This is a genomic window from Symbiopectobacterium sp. Eva_TO, from assembly GCF_053848865.1.
In genome coordinates, this window is record NZ_JBSPEY010000004.1 from 3,681,759 (window position 1) to 3,703,176 (window position 21,418).

Sequence of the window (21,418 nt, forward strand, 5' to 3'; positions counted from 1 at the left end):
CATATCACCTCCGCTCAGGTGGCCAGTATCAGTGTGCCACTACACTTCCATAAAACTATTTTGCAGGATTTTTATCAGGTTGCGTTCCGTAAGACGTTATACGAGGACCTAGAAAGTCTACAAAAGGATCTGGAAAACTGGTTGTGGCATTACAATAATGAGCGAACTCATCAGGGTAAAATGTGCTGCGGGCGTACGCCAATGGCCACGTTACTTGATGGTAAACGAGTCTGGGCAGAAAAAAATCTGAACCAGATTTAATCTGACAGACACCTGTATAAATAACCGGTAACTGTCAGATCAGGTCTGAGCTAATACAAATTAGTAGAACATGTGTTTTTCGATGAAGGCTCCGATGACTTTTTCGTGGATCTCGACGGAGCGCGAGAAGCAAATCGTTTTACGCGCCAGTCGTTTAATGCCACCTCGTTATACACATCTCTGTTCGTGCCTGAGCGCGCGTAGCGTTTCGGCGGCCGTCATGACTTTCTGCAAGCCTTTCCTGATAGTTTTTGCGCCTGGTTCACCGTCGCCTTTTCGAGCAAGAAAGCCTCCCAGTTGCGCAACTAAGCGCAATACTTCGTTTAGCTTAGGGCGGCCCTTGGGCATACGCTTGTTCATCAGTAGGTAAGCGCCATGAGTCTCGTCGGAATCAAAGAACAACATTGCGTCCAGCTCTGGACAGGTTCGTCCCATACGCATTAAATAGGCGATGCGCCATGCCACGATCATGAACAGCGCCAATGCCCGCTCAATGCGATCCACGGTCGATAACTGTAACGCTTCGACACAGTAGCCGTTCTTCAGCACATTGAAGAACATCTCGATTTCCCATCTAGCCCGATACCAGTCGATCAGCTCCACGATATCTTCTCGTCCTTCAGGTACGCGATTGCTCAGCAACCGCCACTCGACCGGCTTCACGCCTGCTGGCGGCTCAATTTCCTTGGCTATCACACAAGTCACTGCCAACCCGCAACGCAGCGACACTCGCTTCACGCGCAACGCCTGTTTCACCGTACGCGCCTTCTGCCCCGCGCGAGCCGCCATAACGAATTGGATTTCTCCCACCGGCACGGTCTTTCCAACCTTCTGCCAAAGCTTTTCATTACAGTCCAGACTGCGATTATGAGTCGAGCGGATCAACCAGTCAGCCGGAGTGCCAAGGTCATCAGCGAGCTGCATCAACGCCTTGATATCCGCTTCGCGATCGGCTAAGTACACCAGACGTGTGTTTGGCAACTCCGAGACGAGTTCAGCAACTCGCTCGTATCCCTCGAGCCAGCGCGTACTCTCCTTGAGCCACCTCGTTATACACAAGTCCGCAACGCCTTATATGCCAAGGGTTAGCGGGCTGAAATAGGCAGCCGGTGGGGTTGTAAATGAAGTGAAACCGACGTGTACTATCGCCATTTACGGCGCTGAAAAATGACACGGGATTCAGATGGCTGGGCACACCAAGAACTGGAAGGGGTAAATCTTGGTGACACGAGGCTCAATAAGCGTGCCAAAGGGCTTTTGATACGGCTGGCTGAGAATCCGCAAGCCAGCATTCCGCATGCGTGCCTCGGATGGTCTGAGACGCTGGGTGCTTACCGCTTCATGGAGAACCAAGCATTCGAATGGCGAGACATTCTGCAACCTCACTGGCAGCGTACGCAGGAAAGGATCCGAGAACACGAGGTTGTGCTGTGTATCCAAGACACTACCGAGCTTGACTTCAACGGGCAGCAAATCCAAGGCTTGGGTCCCTTGAACTACGAAGCCAGGCGTGGTCTGTACCTGCATCCGACCTACGCGGTCAGTCCGGATCGCGTGGGGTTGGGCGTACTGGATGCGTGGATGTGGGCAAGAGAGCCGAAGGATGCAGACGGAAAACGCGATGGGCTCAAGGAGAGTACGCGCTGGCTCGAGGGATACGAGCGAGTTGCTGAACTCGCCTCGGAGTTGCCAAACACACGTCTGGTGTACTTAGCCGATCGCGAAGCGGATATCAAGGCGTTGATGCAGCTCGCTGATGACCTTGGCACTCAGGCTGACTGTTTGATCCGCTCGACTCATAATCGCAGTCTGGACTGTAATGAGAAGCTTTGGCAGAAGGTTGGAAAGACCGTGCCGGTGGGAGAAATCCAATTCGTTATGGCGGCTCGCGCGGGGCAGAAGGCGCGTACGGTGAAACAGGCGCTGCGCGTGAAGCGAGTGTCGCTGCGTTGCGGGTTGGCAGTGACTTGTGTGATAGCCAAGGAAATTGAGCCGCCAGCAGGCGTGAAGCCGGTCGAGTGGCGGTTGCTGAGCAATCGCGTACCTGAAGGACGAGAAGATATCGTGGAGCTGATCGACTGGTATCGGGCTAGATGGGAAATCGAGATGTTCTTCAATGTGCTGAAGAACGGCTGCTGTGTCGAAGCGTTACAGTTATCGACCGTGGATCGCATTGAGCGGGCATTGGCGCTGTTCATGATCGTGGCATGGCGCATCGCCTATTTAATGCGTATGGGACGAACCTGTCCAGAGCTGGACGCAATGTTGTTCTTTGATTCCGACGAGACTCATGGCGCTTACCTACTGATGAACAAGCGTATGCCCAAGGGCCGCCCTAAGCTAAACGAAGTATTGCGCTTAGTTGCGCAACTCGGAGGCTTTCTTGCTCGAAAAGGCGACGGTGAACCAGGCGCAAAAACTATCTGGAAAGGCTTGCAGAAAGTCATGACGGCCGCCGAAACGCTACGCGCGCTCAGGCACGAACAGAGATGTGTATAACGAGGTGTCCTTGAGCCCATCGCGTTTTCCGTCTGCATCCTTCGGCTCTCTTGCCCACATCCACGCATCCAGTACGCCCAACCCCACGCGATCCGGACTGACCGCGTAGGTCGGATGCAGGTACAGACCACGCCTGGCTTCGTAGTTCAAGGGACCCAAGCCTTGGATTTGCTGCCCGTTGAAGTCAAGCTCGGTAGTGTCTTGGATACACAGCACAACCTCGTGTTCTCGGATCCTTTCCTGCGTACGCTGCCAGTGAGGTTGCAGAATGTCTCGCCATTCGAATGCTTGGTTCTCCATGAAGCGGTAAGCACCCAGCGTCTCAGACCATCCGAGGCACGCATGCGGAATGCTGGCTTGCGGATTCTCAGCCAGCCGTATCAAAAGCCCTTTGGCACGCTTATTGAGCCTCGTGTCACCAAGATTTACCCCTTCCAGTTCTTGGTGTGCCCAGCCATCTGAATCCCGTGTCATTTTTCAGCGCCGTAAATGGCGATAGTACACGTCGGTTTCACTTCATTTACAACCCCACCGGCTGCCTATTTCAGCCCGCTAACCCTTGGCATATAAGGCGTTGCGGACTTGTGTATAACGAGGTGGTTTAATGCGGGTACGGAGCGTCAGGTTATTGCGCTCTATGCGTTGCGTGAAGATCTTGCCAGTCAGATGTTTCTGCTTCGGCACCTCTCTTGCATAGCTGCCCCAGTTGTCACTGGTAATCATGCCGATGTTGAACGGTGTCAACAGAGCCAGCAATTCACGGCAGGTCTCATCGGTTCGGGGGCCAAAAGTGTAGGCCAGAACACCGCCCGTTTTGGTATTGTAAGCGTACCAGAGCCAGTGCTGTAGCGCCTGACTGCCAACGAAGCTCCATTGCTTCATCAAGTTCACAGATAAGGGCGACGTCGGCGTGAGCAACGGGAGAAGACGTTATCCTGCGGGGCGAGAGCTTTTTAAAGCCCGGATGACCGTATTGATGCCGATTTTCAACATTCTGGCGGTATCGCGAACACCGGCACCGTTGAAGGCCATATAAACGATCTGCTCTTTGACTCCCGGCTTTCGCGCTTCATAGCGGTAGGTAAGCTGGAATACACGGCGACAGCACTGACACCGGAAGCATTCGCGCTTAGTTGGACTAAGGCCATGTCGATAAACTTTATCTGAATGGCAGCGAGGGCAATGAACAAAAACAGTAACCACGTGGAAACCTCAAATAGCGGCAGAATATCACAAAAGCCAACTATTTGAAGGCATTACCAAGTAGGCATTACCTTCTATTGAAGGTATATATCGCCAAACAGAATTGTTCAGACTATTAATTAAATTACGCATATTACCCTATTCCCAAGCCAACTAAGTGATGTAAGAATTTTTACTCTCAAAACACAATGTATAGATTGGTTAAATATGAACATAAATGGCACATCACCAAGCACTTTATTAAATTGTTTATCAGCTGCTGGAACGGGAACAGAAATCGCAATAAAAGAAGCCAAATCACCGAAAGGGATTATTGAGTTAATAATAAACGTATTTACTTTTGGTAGTATAACACGAGCTAATGATAAATTTTACAACCAAATAGTAGACATGATGGTCAACGCTTTGACTTGGGTAAATGAAAAAGACATTCAAGATGGCATGTGCATATTTCTAAATGATATCAATGGGTGCAAAGTAGTATTCAGCGTTGATGAAATAAATTCAAATCATGTCAATGTAGAAGTACAAAAAGATCATTACATCGAAAGGTGTAAAATTGACTCACAAAGGTTTTTTGATGTGTGTCGAACATTGATACTACGAAATGAGTTAAATATACCACAACATCCCGTAATTTTAACCGATAGTGGTAAGATGAACCTGCGCGGAGCAAACTTAGCTAACCAAGATTTCAAAAATATAAATCTGAGCAATGCAGACCTTTCTAATGCAAATTTATTCAGGGCTAATCTCATCGGTGTTAATATGACAAGTGCAGATCTTTCCAATGCTAATCTAGAAAGGGCTAACTTGGCTTATGCCGATTTATCCAGTACAAATTTATCCTCTGCAGATTTGGCCAGTGCAAATTTATACGATGTAGATTTATGCTATGCTGATTTATCCTGTGCAAATTTATCTGGTACGGATTTATCCAATGCGGATTTATCCTGTGCAGATTTATCCTGTGCAGATTTATCCTGTGCAAACTTATCCGGTGCAGACCTGAGTCAGGTTGACCTAACTTGCGCTAACCTAGTCAATACAAAATTAGATCATGATGCTCTTACGTTTGCTAAAAAACATCCAGGAGCTAATCTGAATACACGACCGATATTTGGTTAACTGCTGGGCTTTGTTGAATAAATAGAAAGTTTGGGTAATCATCGGATTAGATCACCATAGTTGTTTCAACATCAGGTCTCCATGGCAAAACAAAATTTTAAAATCACTAACTGGCCCTCCTATAACAAGGCCCTGAAGCAGCGCGGTTCTCTAACCGTATGGCTAGATGAATCAGCCATTGCTGCATGGACGGAAAAAACGACTACTGAACGGCGTGGACGACCGCTCCACTACTCAGATATGGCCATCACCACAGTCCTGATGATGAAACGCGTGTTTGGCCTAATGAGATGGTCACCCCCACCCTGTGAGCGGTACGCTGACAGGGTGTTTCTTTATGGAGAAGGCCATCATGCAAAACGTCACGCTTATTGGTATCGATCTCGGCAAACATTCTTTTCACATTCATTGTCAGGATAAATCAGGCAAGGCATTACTGCGGAAAAAGTTTACCCGCACCAAACTCATCGAGTTTCTGGCTACGTGTACACCTACTACCGTTGTAATGGAAGCCTGCGCCGGTGCCCATTTTATGGCTCGTCGGATCAGTGAGCTGGGGCATGAAGTAAAGTTGATCTCTCCGCAGTTTGTCCGCCCTTTTGTCAAGAGCAACAAGAACGATTTCGTTGATGCCGAAGCAATATGCGAAGCCGGATCACGCCCTTCCATGCGGTTTGTGCAGCCAAGAACTGAGGCTCAGCAGGCTATGCGAGCCTTGCATCGCGTCAGGGAGTCGTTGGTCAGAGACAACGTTAAAACGACTAACCAAATGCATGCTTTTTTACTGGAGTTTGGTATCAGCATGCCGAAAGGTATTGCGGTAATCAAAAGGCTTTCAGCTGTTCTGGCTGATAATGACTTGCCACCTTATCTGGCACAGTTGCTGCTTCGATTACACGATCATTACCAATATTTGGTTGGGCAGATAGCAGAGCTCGAAAGAGAACTTGGGCAGGCACTCTCTCTAGATGAAACTGGCCAGCATTTAATGACCATCCCTGGTGTTGTACCGATAACAGCCAGCGTTTTGTCATCACAGTTAGGCGATGGCAAGCAATATGAAAACAGTCGTAATTTTGCCGCTTCCACCGGTCTTGTACCCCGCCAATACAGTACTGGAGGGAAGAATACTCTGCTGGGTATTAGCAAGCGTGGAGATAAAAACCTTCGCCGATTGCTTGTTCAATGTGCGCGGGTATTTATCCTAAGAATTGACCATCAATCAGGGAGATTAGCTGATTGGGTAAGGTCTCAGTTGGGCAGGAAACATTCTTGCGTTGTGTGCTGTGCATTAGCAAATAAATTAGCTCGAATAGCTTGGGCAATAACGACACGAAATACCGTGTTTGAACAGTAATGTGTATTAGTCGCGACTTGATCTGACACTGGACCTTGAAAGGTTGAGAGTTACCGGTTTTGATATGGGTGTCGAATCCTTATACAAAACACGAGGTAACTCTCATGCTTCATACTAACAATCCCATCATCAAACACAAAGCCGGCCTGCTCAATCTCGCCGAAGAACTCGGTAACGTATCAAAAGCCTGTAAAATCATGGGGGTGTCACGCGACACGTTTTATCGCTATCAGGAACTGGCGGCAGAAGGCGGCATTGACGCTCTGGTTAACCAAAACCGCCGGGTTCCCAACCTGAAAAACCGTGCTGATGAAGCCACTGAACGTGCGGTTGTTGATTACGCCATTGAGTTCCCGGCTCATGGCCAGCACCGGACCAGTAATGAGCTGCGTAAAAAAGGCGTCTTCATTTCTGGCAGCGGTGTGCGCTCCATCTGGCAACGACACGATCTGGAAAACTTTCGTAAGCGCCTGAAGGCACTTGAGGAAAAAGTTGCCAGAGAAGGCATCGTACTTACTGATGCTCAAATCGCTGCACTGGAGAAGAAGGCGCACGACGACGAAGCCTGTGGTAAAATAGAGACTGCTCACCCGGGTTATCTGGGGTCGCAGGACACCTTCTACGTGGGTAATCTGAAAGGTGTTGGCCGTATCTACCAGCAGACGTTCGTGGATACGTACTCGAAAGTGGCGCACTGCAAGCTTTACACGAGTAAAGCACCGATCTCTGCCGCCGACCTGCTCAATGATCGCGTGCTGCCGTTCTACGAAGCTCAGGGGCTGCCAATGCTAAGAATACTGACGGACAGGGGGACGGAGTACTGCGGTAAAGTGGAACAACATGACTATCAGCTGTACTTGGCTATCAACGATATAGACCATACGAAAACGAAAGCGATGTCTCCGCAGACAAACGGTATCTGCGAGCGCTTCCATAAAACTATTTTGCAGGATTTTTATCAGGTTGCGTTCCGTAAGACGTTATACGAGGACCTAGAAAGTCTACAAAAGGATCTGGACAACTGGTTGTGGCATTACAATAATGAGCGAACTCATCAGGGTAAAATGTGCTGCGGGCGTACGCCAATGGCCACGTTACTTGATGGTAAACGAGTCTGGACAGAAAAAAATCTGAACCAGATTTAATCTGACAGACACCTGTATAAATAACCGGTAACTGTCAGATCAGGTCTGAGCTAATACATATAAATATAACGCCAGGTGTGGTGAGCCACACCTGGCGCTGTAAGCGATTCAATATTATTGGTTCAGCAATACGGTGGTTTTATATTCCCATAACCGATTGTAATTAACGTCATCCAGATCGCGCTGTGGGGCTGCATTGCCTTTGAATGGCCTGCTGGTCGTGGCGGCGGCACTCCACGGATTGAGCAAGTCATAGCCGCTATCCACCGTGCTGTCGGACCCTGTACATGATTCTGTGTAAATGCCTTTCTCAGTAGTGACCGTCCAGGCGGTCACCGAACTCGATAATAAAACGGCTCATTGCCATACGCCAGTCCCGCAGTGGCATCGTCCATTTCTGTGAGGCCGACTGGATTGCCAGCCACACCACCTTTTTCACTGCGTCGTCAGTCGGGAACACCTTGCGTTTTTTAATCGCATGCCGGATCACACTGTTCAGCGACTCGATGGCGTTGGTTGTGTAGATGACTTTGCGGATATCTTGCCGGGTAAGCGAAGAACGTTGCCAGATTGCTCCAGTTCGTCTGCCAGCTCCGGCTTGTCTGTGGATAGCGGCTGTCCCATGCGCTGGCGAATGCTTCCAGCGCCTGCTGGCCTGCTTCTTCCGTAGCGGCCTGATAGATGGCTTTCAGGTCGCGTGTGACGGCTTTGTAGTCCTTCCAAGAGACGAACCTCAGGCTGTTGCGTACCATGTGCACGATGCACAGCTGGATGCGGGCTTCCGGATACACCGCGTTGATGGCGTCCGGGAAGCCTTTCAGACCGTCGACACAGGCGATGAGGATATCGTTCAGGCCGCGGTTTTTTAGTTCTGTCAGCACATTGAGCCAGAACTTCGCGCCCTCGTTTTCGGCCAGCCACATACCCAGCAGTTCTTTCTGGCCCTCGATGTTGATACCCAGTGCCAGGAACACGGATTTATTGATGACGCGACTGTCCTGCCGGACCTTCAGGATGATACAGTCAAGGTAAACAATGGGATAGACTGCATCCAGTGGACGATTTTGCCATTCAGTAACCTGTTCCATCACCGCGTCGGTGACCTTCGAGACCAGCGCCGGTGAGACATCCGCGTCATACAGCTCGTTGAACGCAGACGCTATCTCGCGGGTGGTCATCCCTCTGGCGTACAGGGACAGGATTTGGTTATCCATCTCAGTGATCCGGGTCTGGTTTTTCTTCACCAGTTGTGGTTCGAAGGAGCCATCACGATCGCGCGGAGTACGTAGTTCCAGAGGGCCATCGCCGGTGGTCACGGTGTTTGTGGAATAGCCGTTGCGGGAGTTGGTCCCCGGTTTGGGCTGATTTTTATCGTAGCCCAGATGGTGGGACATTTCGGCGTTGAGAGCAGCCTCAACGCTGATTTTCTTCAGCAGGCGATCGAATTGGCTGAGATCGCCAGGGGTTTTGAGATTTTTGGCCAGTTCGTTAGCCAGAGCCTGCAACTGTTTTTCGTCCATAAATTAACCTGTTTTTGATGTTGGATTGAACATATCAAAATCAGGCAATTACACAAATTTATGTACAGGGTCCAAAATTCATGCGCCCGATGATGCAACGCATGAGCACGTTCCAGGTCATCGCCGGGACGCAGCGTAATTTCAGGTTTAAGCACAATCTGCGTGAACGCCCCTTTTTTACCTTCTACCATCGTGCCCTCAGCGCTGTCCCGATAAGTGCAAACCGATATGCCAGCCTCGGCACACAGATGCAGGTACCAGAGTTTATGGCATGCCGATGCTGAAGCGACAAGCAAATCTTCTGGATTCCAGCGTGTGGCATCACCCAAAAAAGCGGGATCAGATGAACCGGCGATGACCTGTTTATTACCCGCTGATATTTCATAATCACGACTGTAGGCTTTATAGGACTCCGTTCCGCAACTTTTGTTGCCAATCCATTCAATATGGACCTGATAATGATGCTCACGGTGTGACATAGTGGTTATCTCTGGTGGTTTTTAGAAAAACTACGATGCATCCTTAGCGTAGTTACAGTCCAGTAATTTACCGCGTGACTTGTTGAAATATTATGGGCACGATTCTCTGAATATCGGCAAATTTCCCCTCTCTTCGCTAGTAGGCTCGTTCGATAGCACCATTGCTGACCATGAATAGTCCTGATACATTATAAGTATGTTGTAACTAAAATAACCTATTATGCCTGGGGTGCTATGAACCACTATCAATTGATTGCTGCTCTTCACGACACCTTTTCCTCACTGGAACAGCAGATTGCAGAATTTCGCCAGTGTTTGGCCTCGCTTACGCTGCTCAACGCACGTGTGTTCACCCTTCCCATCGTAGAAAAAGGGAAAGAGCACGATCCCATAACCCAGATACCAGTCACGATGTTACAAGGCGAAGCGGCCTGTGAGGCGGGTCTGGTGCATTTTCAGCGTTTATTTATCCATCATTATGCTGAGACGGTAAGTAGCAAAGCGGCTATTCGCTTACCCGGTGCGCTGTGTTTTATGGTGACGGAGGCTGAATACGCGCATATCCGACAAGCCGTCGAGGCGATTAACACCTTGAAAGCCATGCTGGAGCAGTTGATTACCCGTGAATCCGGTTTGGCTACCGAGCAACGGTTTGAATTTGTACACGCCCACCTGCCCGGATTGATCACACTGAGTGCTTATCGCTCACTCACCCTGTTAACCGAACCCGACACAGTGCGCTTTGGCTGGGCTAATAAGCATGTGGTGAATACGTTGACGCGCGAGGCGGTATTAGAAAAACTGGAGAAAAGCCTTCAGGCAACTCGCGGAATTTCTCCCACAGAAAAAGCCACGTGGCACGCTCGGGTCACCCAGGAACTTATTGATATTAAAAAACTGCCGCAAGACGCTGTGTTGAAGATTAAACGACCGGTGAAAGTACAGCCGATCGCCCGGGTTTGGTATCAAGACGCGCAAAAACAGGTGCAACACCCCTGCCCGTCACCTTTATTAGTGCTGTGCCGCGATCCGTCACGCATTCCAGTCATTGGTGAGTTGGGAAACTACCTTGCCGACAGCGCGCAACCGAAATTCAGGCAGAAAGCGAAAGCGCTGCGGCTGCTGATTCCGCGCCTTCACCTCTATCTGGATGAAAGCGCGTAAGGCTCTGCCCTTATCCGATATGCAGGCTACCCACCATATCTTGCGGGCGCACCCATTCATCAAACTGTGACTCGGTTAAATAACCGAGTTTCAGCGCGGCGGCTTTAAGCGTTAATCCCTCTTTATGCGCCTTCTTGGCAATCTCTGCGGCTTTATCGTAACCGATGTGAGTGTTTAATGCGGTAACCAACATCAGAGAGTCATTAAGCAACTGTTCAATACGATCGCGGTTCGGCTCAATGCCTATGGCGCAATGCTCATCAAAGCTCTTCATGCCATCCGCCAGCAAACGAACCGATTGCAGGAAATTATGGATAACCATGGGGCGATAAACATTAAGCTCGAAATTCCCCGATGCTCCGCCCATATTCACCGCCACATCGTTGCCCATCACCTGGCAACATAGCATGGTCAGTGCTTCACACTGGGTCGGATTCACTTTCCCCGGCATGATGGAACTGCCTGGCTCGTTTTCCGGGATGCTCAATTCGCCAATGCCACAGCGCGGACCGGATGCCAGCCAGCGCACATCGTTGGCAATTTTCATCAGCGACGCAGCAAGTCCTTTCAATGAGCCGTGGCCATGCACCAGTGCATCACAGGTTGCCAAGGCTTCAAATTTATTGGGTGCGGTAACAAACGGTTGCCCGGTCAATTCGGCCAGCGCGCTGGCAACGCGAACCGCATATTCAGGGTGGGTATTGAGGCCCGTCCCCACCGCCGTGCCACCGAGTGCCAGCTCGCTCAAATGGGGGATGCTGTTCTCAATGTGCTTGCGATTATGTTGCAACATGGCGACCCAACCGGAAATCTCCTGCCCCAAGGTCAGCGGCGTTGCATCCTGCAAATGGGTGCGCCCGATTTTAACTATATCGCTGAACGCTTCGGCCTTGGACTGTAACGTAATCAACAACGCGTCAAGCTCCGGCAACAGATGAGTGTTGAGGGCAATGACAGCAGCCACATGCATTGCCGTGGGGAAGACATCGTTCGAACTCTGGCTTTTGTTAACATCATCATTGGGATGCACCAAACGCGCATTACCACGTTCCCCTCCCAGTAGTTCACTGGCGCGGTTGGCCAGCACTTCATTCATGTTCATGTTGCTTTGCGTGCCAGAGCCGGTCTGCCAGATCGCCAAAGGAAATTCGCCGGAATGTTTCTCAGCCAGCACCTCATCGGCGGCTTCAATGATCGCCGCGCTCTTGTCGTCCGGCAGCAGGCCAAGCGTGTTATTGACCTGTGCGGCCGCACGTTTGGTCAATGCCAAGGCAAAAATCAGCGCTTGCGGCATTTTTTCCTCAGAGATACGAAAATGCTCCAAAGAACGCTGCGTTTGTGCCCCCCACAGCTTATTGGCAGGAACATCAATCGGGCCTATGGAATCTTTTTCGATACGTGTCGTCATTGGTTTTTTCTCCTAACATTCCTAAAAAGGACGGGGATCATGGCCTTGTCTGGCATCGCGATTGAGAAAACATTAACATGCACATCAAGCACCATCGTCTGCAAGCAAAGGCAGTGTATTCATATTCAATGCATTTATTAACCTCTATAGTCACATATATTAACAAATTACATAACAATCGAGTGTGAACATGCAAAAAATGCGCAATAGCATCCAGCACTACGCCTGGGGAAGCACAACAGCATTAACAGAACTCTACGGCATTGAGAATAAAGACAATCTACCAATGGCAGAGCTTTGGATGGGAGCGCATCCCAAAAGCAGTTCATGGGTGGTCAATGAGCAGGGCCAGGAGCAGCGTTTACGTGACGTCATCAACGATGCGCCAGTAGAGACACTGGGTGCGGCGATCGCGGCACAGTTTGGGGAGCTGCCTTTTCTGTTTAAAGTCCTCTGCGCGGCACAACCGCTCTCTATTCAGGTTCACCCAAGCAAACCCGCCGCTGAGCAAGGTTTTGCCAAAGAGAACAGACTCGCAATCCCGCTCGATGCGCCACATCGTAACTATAAAGATGCCAATCACAAGCCAGAGTTGGTGTTTGCTTTAACGCCCTTTCAAGCGATGAACGGTTTTCGTGAACACGACGATATTGTGGCGCTATTGCAGCCCGTAGCCGGCGCACACCCGTCCATCACTGCCTATTTGCAGCAGCCCGATGACAAAAATCTGTCGATGCTGTTTGCCAATTTATTGAGTATGCGCGCAGAGATTAAAGATCGCGCCCTGGCGGTGTTAAAAGCAGCACTCACCTCACAGCAGGGTGAACCCTGGGCAACACTGCACAACATCATTCAGGAATACCCTAACGATAGCGGACTGTTTTCTCCGCTGTTGCTCAACGTCATCACGCTGCAACCGGGGCAAGCGATGTTTCTTTATGCGGAGACCCCGCATGCTTACCTGAACGGTGTAGCGCTGGAGGTGATGGCAAATTCGGATAACGTACTACGGGCTGGACTCACCCCTAAATATATCGACATTCCTGAACTGCTGGCGAATGTGAAATTTATCCCCAAACCGGCAAACCAGCTGTTAACTCAGCCGATTGAAGACGGTGAAACCTGCTATTTTCCCGTACCTGTCGCCGATTTTGCCTTTTCCCTGCATCATCTGAAGGATCAGCCACAAACGCTGAACCAACAGAGCACAGCCGTTGTCTTTTGTATCGATGGAAAGGCCACATTGATGAAAAATAGTCAGCGGCTTACGCTTCGCCCCGGCGAATCCTGCTTTTTGCGTGCGTCAGAGTCTCCCGTCAGCGTAGAGGGAAGTGGACGACTGGCACGCGTGTATAATGGTTAGACACTTTCTCCCCTTAAGGGATGCTTACTTAGAAAAGGAATCACACTATGAAGAAATCTCTGGTTGCCGTCGGAGTTATTGTAGCGCTGGGCGCCGTGTGGACAGGTGCGTCATGGTATACGGGCAAGCAATTAGCACAAAATATCGATACGGTTACTGCTGAATTTAACAAGCAGTTACAGGAAACCTATCCGAATTCAGGTTTCAAGCTGGTGTATCGTGATTATCAGGGAGGGGTGTTCAACAGCACGTTTTCACTGGTATTGCAGCCAGATGGTTCTGCATCAGAAACGCGTCCGTTAGCCCGCAAAAACGAAATAGTGCTCAACGAAACCGTTTCACACGGGCCACTTCCGCTCGCACTACTGAAAAAAATGAATTTACGTCCCAGCATGGCGCATATTCACAGCGAACTGGCTAACACGGAAGCGACCAAAGAACTGTTTGATAAACTTCAGAACCAACCGTTCTTCAGCGCAGAAACGCGCGTGGCATTCAATGGAGATAACGCTTCAGTTATCTCTCTGCGCCCACTCGATATTGACAGTGAAGGCACCAAATTTGCCTTCAGCGGCACTGATATTGCGTTAGACCTTGCTCACGATCTACGTAGCAGCCGAATTTCAGGCACGGTTTCTCACTTTTTATCAGAAACCACCAACTACGAAGTCGGCAAAGAGACTATCGTTCTCGAAGGCCTTGGGTTGGAAGCGAACAATCACCGCGGCAAGTTTAATCTGGATCTCGGCGATGGTAGCGTCACCCTGAAATCAATGAAGGTAACACCGCCAACAAGTGACCCTGTCACACTGAATAACTTCGTGATCAAAAGCACCATTAGCGAAGACGACAAAAACATCGCTGGCGCGATAACGTTGTCATTAGACGCACTGCTGCTCAAAGATCGTGATCTAGGTAGCATGAAGTTTACTTTCAGCTTTAACCAACTCGATGGTGAAGCGACGCAGCAGTTCGCCAAAACCTATAAGACGTTGAGTGCATCATTTCTGGAGTCTCCGTCTGCCATGGACCCACTGCGTTTTCAGTATGAACTGGGGCAATCATTACGCAATGCGCTGCCCAGCCTGCTGAAAGGCAACCCAAACTTTACCATCGCCCCCTTGAGCTGGAAAAATGCCAAAGGTGAAAGCACGCTCAACGCCTCGCTCAATTTGAGTAATCCTGCACAATCTACGGCGTTAACACCGCCAGCACAAAGCGATGAAGAAGGCGTGATCCGTCGTGCGGTTAAACAACTGGATGTGACGTTGAACGCGCCAATGGCGATGCTGGCGGAAGGTATCGTTCAGGCCGGAGGACAGGCACAATCGGATCAGGAACATCAGCAACTGATTTCCAGTGCGCAAGAGCAAGTGAAAATGCTGGCTGGCGTAGGCGAAATGAACCAAATCACCGTTACCAAAGATGACGCCATCACCAGTTCGCTGCACTATGCGGACAATCAGGTTGAGTTCAACGGGCGTAAAATCTCACTGGCGGAGTTTATTGCCCCCTTTATCGATATCCCTACTGATGAAGGTGACGAAGGCGATGATGCCGAGCCAGAAGCTCAAGACTCACCGGCAGCGGTCCCCCCGCAAGCGAAGTAATGTCTGTACCGCCTGTGCGCTATGGCAGGCGGTAATCCCCCAAATCCACTGAGTGAATGGTCATAGCGTTGGATAAACACACACTCGAGTCACACCAAAGCCATTATGATCGATCCTTCAATCCCGTTGACAGACATTCACCGCCACCTTGATGGCAACATTCGCGCACAAACGATCCTCGATTTAGCACGCCAGTTTAACGTCACACTCCCTGCGCAGACGCTTGAAACGCTGATCCCACACGTACAGGTCATCGACAAAGCGGCTAATCTGCTTGGCTTTCTGAAAAAACTGGATTGGGGCGTGGCCGTGCTCGGTTCTCTCGATGCCTGCCGCCGTGTTGCTTATGAAAACGTGGAAGATGCAGTGCGCGCCGGTCTTGATTACACCGAGCTGCGATTCTCACCCTATTATATGGCGCAGCGCCATGCACTTCCGCTGCAAGGCGTGGTCGAGGCGGTTATCGATGGTATACAAGCAGGCTGTCGCGATTACGACACCGATATCCAGCTGATTGGTATCATGAGCCGTACCTTTGGATCTGAGGCGTGCCAGCAAGAGCTGGATGCCCTGCTAGCCTGCCGCGACAAGATCGTAGCATTCGATCTCGCTGGGGATGAACTCGGCTTTCCGGGTGGTCTGTTTACTTCTCATTTTCGTCAGGCTCGTGATAACGATTGGCATATTACAGTTCATGCCGGTGAAGCGGCAGATGCTGAAAGTATCTGGCAGGCTATTCGGCAATTGGGTGCGGAACGCATTGGTCATTGTGTAGCCGCCATTGTTGATAAAACGCTAATGACTCATATGGCGCAGCAACAGATCGCCATTGAATCCTGCCTGACGTCAAATATTCAAACCAGTACTGTCATGTTGTTAGCGGAACATCCTCTGCCCCACTTTCTGCGCCATGGCATCCCCGCAACTATTAATACTGACGATCCAGCGGTGCAAGGGATCGAAATAACGAACGAATATCTCACCGCCGCCCCACAAGCTGGCCTAACCACCGGTGAAATTCGTCAGGCTCAGCAAAATGGATTAGCCGTCGCGTTTCTTTCCGAGCAAGACAGACAGCGCATTCGGGAAAAGGTGTAACGCAAGCGCGAACGCGCATAACCTCAAGCTCCCTGGGGCGATAGCTCGCCCCTACAGGCTAATAACCCGGTTTATCCAGCACAACCGGCTTAACAGACAGCAAATCAGGTATGACAGCGCAAAGGTCAACGCGCCATAGAGAACAATAAAACCATAGACGGACAAAAAGCTGAACATCGGGTATAGTCGATCATAAAGTGCGGTGTTGTTAATCTCTATGACGAAGATATTGTGCACCAGATAAATTCCCAACGTTTTACTGCCGACCTGACTGATCATCCCTTCCAACCAGTTAAAACGAGTGTGTAACATCAAATAAAACACGCAAACGGCTGAGAGTTGCAGCGGCAGGTTATAGAACTTCCCGTAAAAAAAGACAATTCCCCAGTGCTGAGTTGTAGTGGTCAACTAATATTGGCCACCGCATTAGACTGTATGTAGAACAGTCGCTCAGATTCGTTTGGAGTTAAGCCGCCGTTATACCAGTGAGGCCGGATAGCGCTGTAATACCCCGTGATGTAGCGGATAATCGCGTCCTGGGCTTCGCTGAAGCTGTTGTAACCCTTTGTCGGCACCCATTCTGTCTTCAGGCTGCGGAAGAACCGCTCCATTGGCGCATTATCCCAGCAGTTACCCCGCCGACTCATACTCTGCTTTATCCGGCAGCGCCACAGGGCTTGCCGGTATTGACGGCTGGTATAGTGGCTGCCCTGGTCGCTGTGGAACATGACTCCTGTTGGTTGTCCCCGGAGTTCCCAGGCCATCTGCAACGCTTTAACTGTCAGCGCCGAGTCCGGCGACGTCGACATGGCCCAGCCCACCGGTTTGCGGGCGAACAGATCTAGCACCACCGCAAGGTAAGCCCAGCATTTGCCCGTCCAGATGTAGGTCACATCGCCGCACCAGACCTGATCCGGTGCGGTAACCGCGAACTGGCGGTTGAGATAGTTCGGTATTTCAACGTGTTCATTGCCGCCGCGTTTGTATTTGTGAGCCGGTCGCTGGCAGCTGGCGATACCCAGCTCCTTCATCAGCTTGCCAGCCAGCCAGCGCCCCATTTTGACACCGGAGCTGCCGGTGACGATGGTCGCGATACTTCGAGCGCCGGCAGAGCCGCCGCTGGCGTTCCAGGCTTCCATGACGCGGCTACACTTAACCACGCGCTCACCGTCGGGTTCATTAGCGGAAGCCTGCCAGTGCCTGTAGCTGCTGCGATGTACCTCAAAAGTTTGGCACAACGCCGTGACCGGGTATCGCGCCCTCAGCCTGTCGACTACCGTGAACCGTTGAGTGAGTCCGACATTAAGAGCGCCGTAGCCTTTTTTAGGATTTCGTTCTCCATTTCAAGGCATTGGACTTTTTTCTTCATCTCACGCAGCTCGAGCTGTTCAGGGGTAAGAGGAAGTCCCGTTGGCGTTTTTCCCTGTCGTTCAAGGCGAAGCTTATTGACCCAGCGACTAATGGCAGAATGGCTGACATTAACCGCCTCTGCGGCCTTAACGTATGTGTAGCCGTGGTCGACAACCAGCTTTGCGGCTTCGAGCTTAAATTCCGCCGTAAAATGTTTACCCATGAGGTCACCTGTCGTGTTGATGAGGTGAGCATATCACCTCCGATCAGGTGGCCAGTATCAGTGTGCCACTACAAGTTAGCATCGTCAACACACAGAAACTGAGTAATGCCAGCGCAATTCCCGGTAAATAGTGACGTGCCGATAATGAGGTAGGTTGATATACCAATCCAAAATAGCCGCCAATCAGAAAACTGACCAGACCAAATACCTGGCTGGACATTAACAATGCCGGATGAATAAACGGGGGGATACCGAACAGGCTATTCATGATCTTCTCTATCAGCGTCAAATTAGCCAATAAGGGTAATGCCTTAAAATAGTTGGCTTTTGTGATATTCTGCCGCTATTTGAGGTTTCCACGTGGTTACTGTTTTTGTTCATTGCCCTCGCTGCCATTCAGATAAAGTTTATCGACATGGCCTTAGTCCAACTAAGCGCGAACGCTTCCGGTGTCAGTGCTGTCGCCGTGTATTCCAGCTTACCTACCGCTATGAAGCGCGAAAGCCGGGAGTCAAAGAGCAGATCGTTGATATGGCCTTCAACGGTGCCGGTGTTCGCGATACCGCCAGAACGTTGAAAATCGGCATCAATACGGTCATCCGGGCTTTAAAAAGCTCTCGCCCCGCAGGATAACGTCTTCTTCCGTTGCTCACGCCGACGTCGCCCTTATCTGTGAACTTGATGAGCAATGGAGCTTCGTTGGCAGTAAGGCGCTACAGCACTGGCTCTGGTACGCTTACAATACCAAAACGGGCGTGTTCTGGCCTACACTTTTGGCCCCCGAACCGATGAGACCTGCCGTGAATTGCTGGCTCTGTTGACACCGTTCAACATCGGCATGATTACCAGTGACAACTCACCTCGTTATACACAAGTCCGCAACGCCTTATATGCCAAGGGTTAGCGGGCTGAAATAGGCAGCCGGTGGGGTTGTAAATGAAGTGAAACCGACGTGTACTATCGCCATTTACGGCGCTGAAAAATGACACGGGATTCAGATGGCTGGGCACACCAAGAACTGGAAGGGGTAAATCTTGGTGACACGAGGCTCAATAAGCGTGCCAAAGGGCTTTTGATACGGCTGGCTGAGAATCCGCAAGCCAGCATTCCGCATGCGTGCCTCGGATGGTCTGAGACGCTGGGTGCTTACCGCTTCATGGAGAACCAAGCATTCGAATGGCGAGACATTCTGCAACCTCACTGGCAGCGTACGCAGGAAAGGATCCGAGAACACGAGGTTGTGCTGTGTATCCAAGACACTACCGAGCTTGACTTCAACGGGCAGCAAATCCAAGGCTTGGGTCCCTTGAACTACGAAGCCAGGCGTGGTCTGTACCTGCATCCGACCTACGCGGTCAGTCCGGATCGCGTGGGGTTGGGCGTACTGGATGCGTGGATGTGGGCAAGAGAGCCGAAGGATGCAGACGGAAAACGCGATGGGCTCAAGGAGAGTACGCGCTGGCTCGAGGGATACGAGCGAGTTGCTGAACTCGCCTCGGAGTTGCCAAACACACGTCTGGTGTACTTAGCCGATCGCGAAGCGGATATCAAGGCGTTGATGCAGCTCGCTGATGACCTTGGCACTCCGGCTGACTGGTTGATCCGCTCGACTCATAATCGCAGTCTGGACTGTAATGAGAAGCTTTGGCAGAAGGTTGGAAAGACCGTGCCGGTGGGAGAAATCCAATTCGTTATGGCGGCTCGCGCGGGGCAGAAGGCGCGTACGGTGAAACAGGCGCTGCGCGTGAAGCGAGTGCCGCTGCGTTGCGGGTTGGCAGTGACTTGTGTGATAGCCAAGGAAATTGAGCCGCCAGCAGGCGTGAAGCCGGTCGAGTGGCGGTTGCTGAGCAATCGCGTACCTGAAGGACGAGAAGATATCGTGGAGCTGATCGACTGGTATCGGGCTAGATGGGAAATCGAGATGTTCTTCAATGTGCTGAAGAACGGCTGCTGTGTCGAAGCGTTACAGTTATCGACCGTGGATCGCATTGAGCGGGCATTGGCGCTGTTCATGATCGTGGCATGGCGCATCGCCTATTTAATGCGTATGGGACGAACCTGTCCAGAGCTGGACGCAATGTTGTTCTTTGATTCCGACGAGACTCATGGCGCTTACCTACTGATGAACAAGCGTATGCCCAAGGGCCGCCCTAAGCTAAACGAAGTATTGCGCTTAGTTGCGCAACTGGGAGGCTTTCTTGCTCGAAAAGGCGACGGTGAACCAGGCGCAAAAACTATCAGGAAAGGCTTGCAGAAAGTCATGACGGCCGCCGAAACGCTACGCGCGCTCAGGCACGAACAGAGATGTGTATAACGAGGTGGTGACAACTGGGGCAGCTATGCAAGAGAGGTTCCGAAGCAGAAACATCTGACTGGCAAGATCTTCACGCAACGCATAGAGCGCAATAACCTGACGCTCCGTACCCGCATTAAACGACTGGCGCGTAAAATGTATTAGCTCAGACCTGATCTGACAGTTACCGGTTATTTATACAGGTGTCTGTCAGATTAAATCTGGTTCAGATTTTTTTCTGCCCAGACTCGTTTACCATCAAGTAACGTGGCCATTGGCGTACGCCCGCAGCACATTTTACCCTGATGAGTTCGCTCATTATTGTAATGCCACAACCAGTTTTCCAGATCCTTTTGTAGACTTTCTAGGTCCTCGTATAACGTCTTACGGAACGCAACCTGATAAAAATCCTGCAAAATAGTTTTATGGAAGCGCTCGCAGATACCGTTTGTCTGCGGAGACATCGCTTTCGTTTTCGTATGGTCTATATCGTTGATAGCCAAGTACAGCTGATAGTCATGTTGTTCCACTTTACCGCAGTACTCCGTCCCCCTGTCCGTCAGTATTCTTAGCATTGGCAGCCCCTGAGCTTCGTAGAACGGCAGCACGCGATCATTGAGCAGGTCGGCGGCAGAGATCGGTGCTTTACTCGTGTAAAGCTTGCAGTGCGCCACTTTCGAGTACGTATCCACGAACGTCTGCTGGTAGATACGGCCAACACCTTTCAGATTACCCACGTAGAAGGTGTCCTGCGACCCCAGATAACCCGGGTGAGCAGTCTCTATTTTACCACAGGCTTCGTCGTCGTGCGCCTTCTTCTCCAGTGCAGCGATTTGAGCATCAGTAAGTACGATGCCTTCTCTGGCAACTTTTTCCTCAAGTGCCTTCAGGCGCTTACGAAAGTTTTCCAGATCGTGTCGTTGCCAGATGGAGCGCACACCGCTGCCAGAAATGAAGACGCCTTTTTTACGCAGCTCATTACTGGTCCGGTGCTGGCCATGAGCCGGGAACTCAATGGCGTAATCAACAACCGCACGTTCAGTGGCTTCATCAGCACGGTTTTTCAGGTTGGGAACCCGGCGGTTTGGTTAACCAGAGCGTCAATGCCGCCTTCTGCCGCCAGTTCCTGATAGCGATAAAACGTGTCGCGTGACACCCCCATGATTTTACAGGCTTTTGATACGTTACCGAGTTCTTCGGCGAGATTGAGCAGGCCGGCTTTGTGTTTGATGATGGGATTGTTAGTATGAAGCATGAGAGTTACCTCGTGTTTTGTATAAGGATTCGACACCCATATCAAAACCGGTAACTCTCAAC

General features: G+C 50.7%; 15 protein-coding genes and 11 pseudogenes. 13 read left to right on the forward strand and 13 right to left on the reverse strand.

The features are described from left to right. Nucleotides 1-45: 45 nt before the first annotated feature. Nucleotides 46-261: pseudogene (locus tag ACWWJF_RS21750) on the forward strand (IS481 family transposase); the annotation flags it as partial. 60 nt (nt 262-321) lie between these two features. Here ACWWJF_RS21750 and ACWWJF_RS21755 read toward each other — a convergent pair. After that, nucleotides 322-429, reverse strand: a pseudogene (locus ACWWJF_RS21755) (IS1 family transposase); the annotation flags it as partial. Next, nucleotides 430-1,302 (reverse strand): annotated as a pseudogene (locus ACWWJF_RS21760) (IS4 family transposase); the annotation flags it as partial. A gap of 126 nt (nt 1,303-1,428) precedes the next feature. Between ACWWJF_RS21760 and ACWWJF_RS21765 the strand changes: the two are divergent. Next, nucleotides 1,429-2,760: an IS4 family transposase gene (locus ACWWJF_RS21765; RefSeq protein WP_455870546.1), complete on the forward strand. Its 1,332-nt coding sequence runs from the start codon at nt 1,429-1,431 to the stop codon at nt 2,758-2,760. Here the strand turns inward: ACWWJF_RS21765 and ACWWJF_RS21770 are convergent. From ACWWJF_RS21770 to ACWWJF_RS21780, 3 genes and pseudogenes are all read right to left on the reverse strand, one after another. Further along, nucleotides 2,761-3,234, reverse strand: a pseudogene (locus ACWWJF_RS21770) (IS4/Tn5 family transposase DNA-binding protein); the annotation flags it as partial. It abuts the gene before it with no gap. Between the two features lie 78 nt (nt 3,235-3,312). Continuing rightward, on the reverse strand, nt 3,313-3,642 hold the full coding sequence (locus ACWWJF_RS21775) for an IS1 family transposase (RefSeq protein WP_455870547.1): 330 nt from the start codon (nt 3,640-3,642) through the stop codon (nt 3,313-3,315). A 48-nt stretch (nt 3,643-3,690) separates the two neighbouring features. Further along, the gene (locus ACWWJF_RS21780; protein WP_455870548.1) at nt 3,691-3,963 is read right to left on the reverse strand and encodes an IS1-like element transposase; all 273 of its coding nucleotides are present in this window, start codon (nt 3,961-3,963) and stop codon (nt 3,691-3,693) included. 207 nt (nt 3,964-4,170) lie between these two features. Here ACWWJF_RS21780 and ACWWJF_RS21785 point away from each other — a divergent pair, with 207 nt between their 5' ends. From ACWWJF_RS21785 to ACWWJF_RS21800, 4 genes and pseudogenes are all read left to right on the forward strand, one after another. Next, complete coding sequence (locus tag ACWWJF_RS21785) at nt 4,171-5,091, forward strand: pentapeptide repeat-containing protein (RefSeq protein ID WP_455870549.1); 921 nt, start codon at nt 4,171-4,173, stop codon at nt 5,089-5,091. An 81-nt stretch (nt 5,092-5,172) separates the two neighbouring features. Further along, nucleotides 5,173-5,376 (forward strand): annotated as a pseudogene (locus ACWWJF_RS21790) (transposase); the annotation flags it as partial. Between the two features lie 67 nt (nt 5,377-5,443). Continuing rightward, nucleotides 5,444-6,448: an IS110 family RNA-guided transposase gene (locus ACWWJF_RS21795; protein ID WP_455871205.1), complete on the forward strand. Its 1,005-nt coding sequence runs from the start codon at nt 5,444-5,446 to the stop codon at nt 6,446-6,448. Nucleotides 6,449-6,552: 104 nt separating this feature from the next. Next, nucleotides 6,553-7,593 carry an IS481 family transposase gene (locus ACWWJF_RS21800; RefSeq protein ID WP_455870550.1) on the forward strand — a complete coding sequence of 347 codons (1,041 nt, stop codon included), beginning with the start codon at nt 6,553-6,555 and terminating at the stop codon, nt 7,591-7,593. A gap of 114 nt (nt 7,594-7,707) precedes the next feature. On the opposite strand, the pseudogene ACWWJF_RS21805 reads toward ACWWJF_RS21800, so the two are convergent. From ACWWJF_RS21805 to ACWWJF_RS21815, 3 pseudogenes are all read right to left on the reverse strand, one after another. Then, nucleotides 7,708-7,869 (reverse strand): annotated as a pseudogene (locus ACWWJF_RS21805) (acyl-CoA thioesterase); the annotation flags it as partial. Between the two features lie 34 nt (nt 7,870-7,903). Further along, nucleotides 7,904-9,113 (reverse strand): annotated as a pseudogene (locus ACWWJF_RS21810) (IS256 family transposase). A 77-nt stretch (nt 9,114-9,190) separates the two neighbouring features. Further along, a pseudogene (locus ACWWJF_RS21815) lies at nt 9,191-9,592 on the reverse strand (OsmC family protein); the annotation flags it as partial. A 234-nt stretch (nt 9,593-9,826) separates the two neighbouring features. On the opposite strand from ACWWJF_RS21815, the gene tus reads away from it, so the two are divergent. Further along, the gene (gene tus / locus ACWWJF_RS21820; RefSeq protein ID WP_455870551.1) at nt 9,827-10,756 is read left to right on the forward strand and encodes a DNA replication terminus site-binding protein; all 930 of its coding nucleotides are present in this window, start codon (nt 9,827-9,829) and stop codon (nt 10,754-10,756) included. A 10-nt stretch (nt 10,757-10,766) separates the two neighbouring features. Here the strand turns inward: tus and fumC are convergent, their stop codons facing one another. Then, the gene (gene fumC, locus ACWWJF_RS21825) at nt 10,767-12,164 is read right to left on the reverse strand and encodes a class II fumarate hydratase (RefSeq protein WP_455870552.1); all 1,398 of its coding nucleotides are present in this window, start codon (nt 12,162-12,164) and stop codon (nt 10,767-10,769) included. Between the two features lie 190 nt (nt 12,165-12,354). Here fumC and manA point away from each other — a divergent pair, with 190 nt between their 5' ends. From manA to add, 3 genes are all read left to right on the forward strand, one after another. Further along, a complete protein-coding gene (gene manA / locus ACWWJF_RS21830; protein ID WP_455870553.1) occupies nt 12,355-13,527 on the forward strand; it encodes a mannose-6-phosphate isomerase in 1,173 nt (390 codons plus the stop codon). A gap of 47 nt (nt 13,528-13,574) precedes the next feature. Then, nucleotides 13,575-15,137: a YdgA family protein gene (locus tag ACWWJF_RS21835; protein ID WP_455870554.1), complete on the forward strand. Its 1,563-nt coding sequence runs from the start codon at nt 13,575-13,577 to the stop codon at nt 15,135-15,137. Nucleotides 15,138-15,242: 105 nt separating this feature from the next. Next, nucleotides 15,243-16,235, forward strand: coding sequence for an adenosine deaminase (gene add, locus ACWWJF_RS21840; RefSeq protein WP_455870555.1), 993 nt, complete (start codon nt 15,243-15,245; stop codon nt 16,233-16,235). Nucleotides 16,236-16,286: 51 nt separating this feature from the next. Here add and ACWWJF_RS21845 read toward each other — a convergent pair whose 3' ends face one another. The 3 genes from ACWWJF_RS21845 to ACWWJF_RS21855 form a co-directional block, all read right to left on the reverse strand. Beyond that, nucleotides 16,287-16,643, reverse strand: coding sequence for a hypothetical protein (locus ACWWJF_RS21845; protein WP_455870556.1), 357 nt, complete (start codon nt 16,641-16,643; stop codon nt 16,287-16,289). Further along, a protein-coding gene (locus tag ACWWJF_RS21850; protein ID WP_455868400.1) for an IS3 family transposase occupies nt 16,640-17,808 on the reverse strand; the annotation gives its coding sequence in 2 pieces (ribosomal slippage) (nt 16,640-17,553 and nt 17,553-17,808; 1,170 coding nt in all). The genes ACWWJF_RS21845 and ACWWJF_RS21850 overlap by 4 nt, the downstream gene beginning before the upstream one ends. A 43-nt stretch (nt 17,809-17,851) precedes the next feature. Further along, the gene (locus ACWWJF_RS21855; RefSeq protein WP_455870557.1) at nt 17,852-18,076 is read right to left on the reverse strand and encodes a hypothetical protein; all 225 of its coding nucleotides are present in this window, start codon (nt 18,074-18,076) and stop codon (nt 17,852-17,854) included. Nucleotides 18,077-18,168: 92 nt separating this feature from the next. Between ACWWJF_RS21855 and ACWWJF_RS21860 the strand changes: the two are divergent. The 3 genes and pseudogenes from ACWWJF_RS21860 to ACWWJF_RS21870 form a co-directional block, all read left to right on the forward strand. Then, nucleotides 18,169-18,676: pseudogene (locus tag ACWWJF_RS21860) on the forward strand (IS1 family transposase); the annotation flags it as partial. 114 nt (nt 18,677-18,790) lie between these two features. Beyond that, the gene (locus tag ACWWJF_RS21865; RefSeq protein ID WP_455870558.1) at nt 18,791-20,122 is read left to right on the forward strand and encodes an IS4 family transposase; all 1,332 of its coding nucleotides are present in this window, start codon (nt 18,791-18,793) and stop codon (nt 20,120-20,122) included. Between the two features lie 9 nt (nt 20,123-20,131). Then, a pseudogene (locus ACWWJF_RS21870) lies at nt 20,132-20,257 on the forward strand (IS1 family transposase); the annotation flags it as partial. A 59-nt stretch (nt 20,258-20,316) separates the two neighbouring features. Here the strand turns inward: ACWWJF_RS21870 and ACWWJF_RS21875 are convergent. Further along, nucleotides 20,317-21,356, reverse strand: a pseudogene (locus ACWWJF_RS21875) (IS481 family transposase). Nucleotides 21,357-21,418: the final 62 nt, after the last annotated feature.

Excerpts from the sequence above, each read along its gene's own strand:
- ACWWJF_RS21765 (WP_455870546.1), top strand. The coding sequence starts at position 1,429 with ATGACACGGGATTCAGATGGCTGGGCACACCAAGAACTGGAAGGGGTA.
- ACWWJF_RS21775 (WP_455870547.1), bottom strand. The coding sequence starts at position 3,642 with ATGAAGCAATGGAGCTTCGTTGGCAGTCAGGCGCTACAGCACTGGCTC.
- ACWWJF_RS21785 (WP_455870549.1), top strand. The coding sequence starts at position 4,171 with ATGAACATAAATGGCACATCACCAAGCACTTTATTAAATTGTTTATCA.
- ACWWJF_RS21795 (WP_455871205.1), top strand. The coding sequence starts at position 5,444 with ATGCAAAACGTCACGCTTATTGGTATCGATCTCGGCAAACATTCTTTT.
- ACWWJF_RS21800 (WP_455870550.1), top strand. The coding sequence starts at position 6,553 with ATGCTTCATACTAACAATCCCATCATCAAACACAAAGCCGGCCTGCTC.
- tus (WP_455870551.1), top strand. The coding sequence starts at position 9,827 with ATGAACCACTATCAATTGATTGCTGCTCTTCACGACACCTTTTCCTCA.
- fumC (WP_455870552.1), bottom strand. The coding sequence starts at position 12,164 with ATGACGACACGTATCGAAAAAGATTCCATAGGCCCGATTGATGTTCCT.
- manA (WP_455870553.1), top strand. The coding sequence starts at position 12,355 with ATGCAAAAAATGCGCAATAGCATCCAGCACTACGCCTGGGGAAGCACA.
- ACWWJF_RS21835 (WP_455870554.1), top strand. The coding sequence starts at position 13,575 with ATGAAGAAATCTCTGGTTGCCGTCGGAGTTATTGTAGCGCTGGGCGCC.
- add (WP_455870555.1), top strand. The coding sequence starts at position 15,243 with ATGATCGATCCTTCAATCCCGTTGACAGACATTCACCGCCACCTTGAT.
- ACWWJF_RS21855 (WP_455870557.1), bottom strand. The coding sequence starts at position 18,076 with ATGAATAGCCTGTTCGGTATCCCCCCGTTTATTCATCCGGCATTGTTA.
- ACWWJF_RS21865 (WP_455870558.1), top strand. The coding sequence starts at position 18,791 with ATGACACGGGATTCAGATGGCTGGGCACACCAAGAACTGGAAGGGGTA.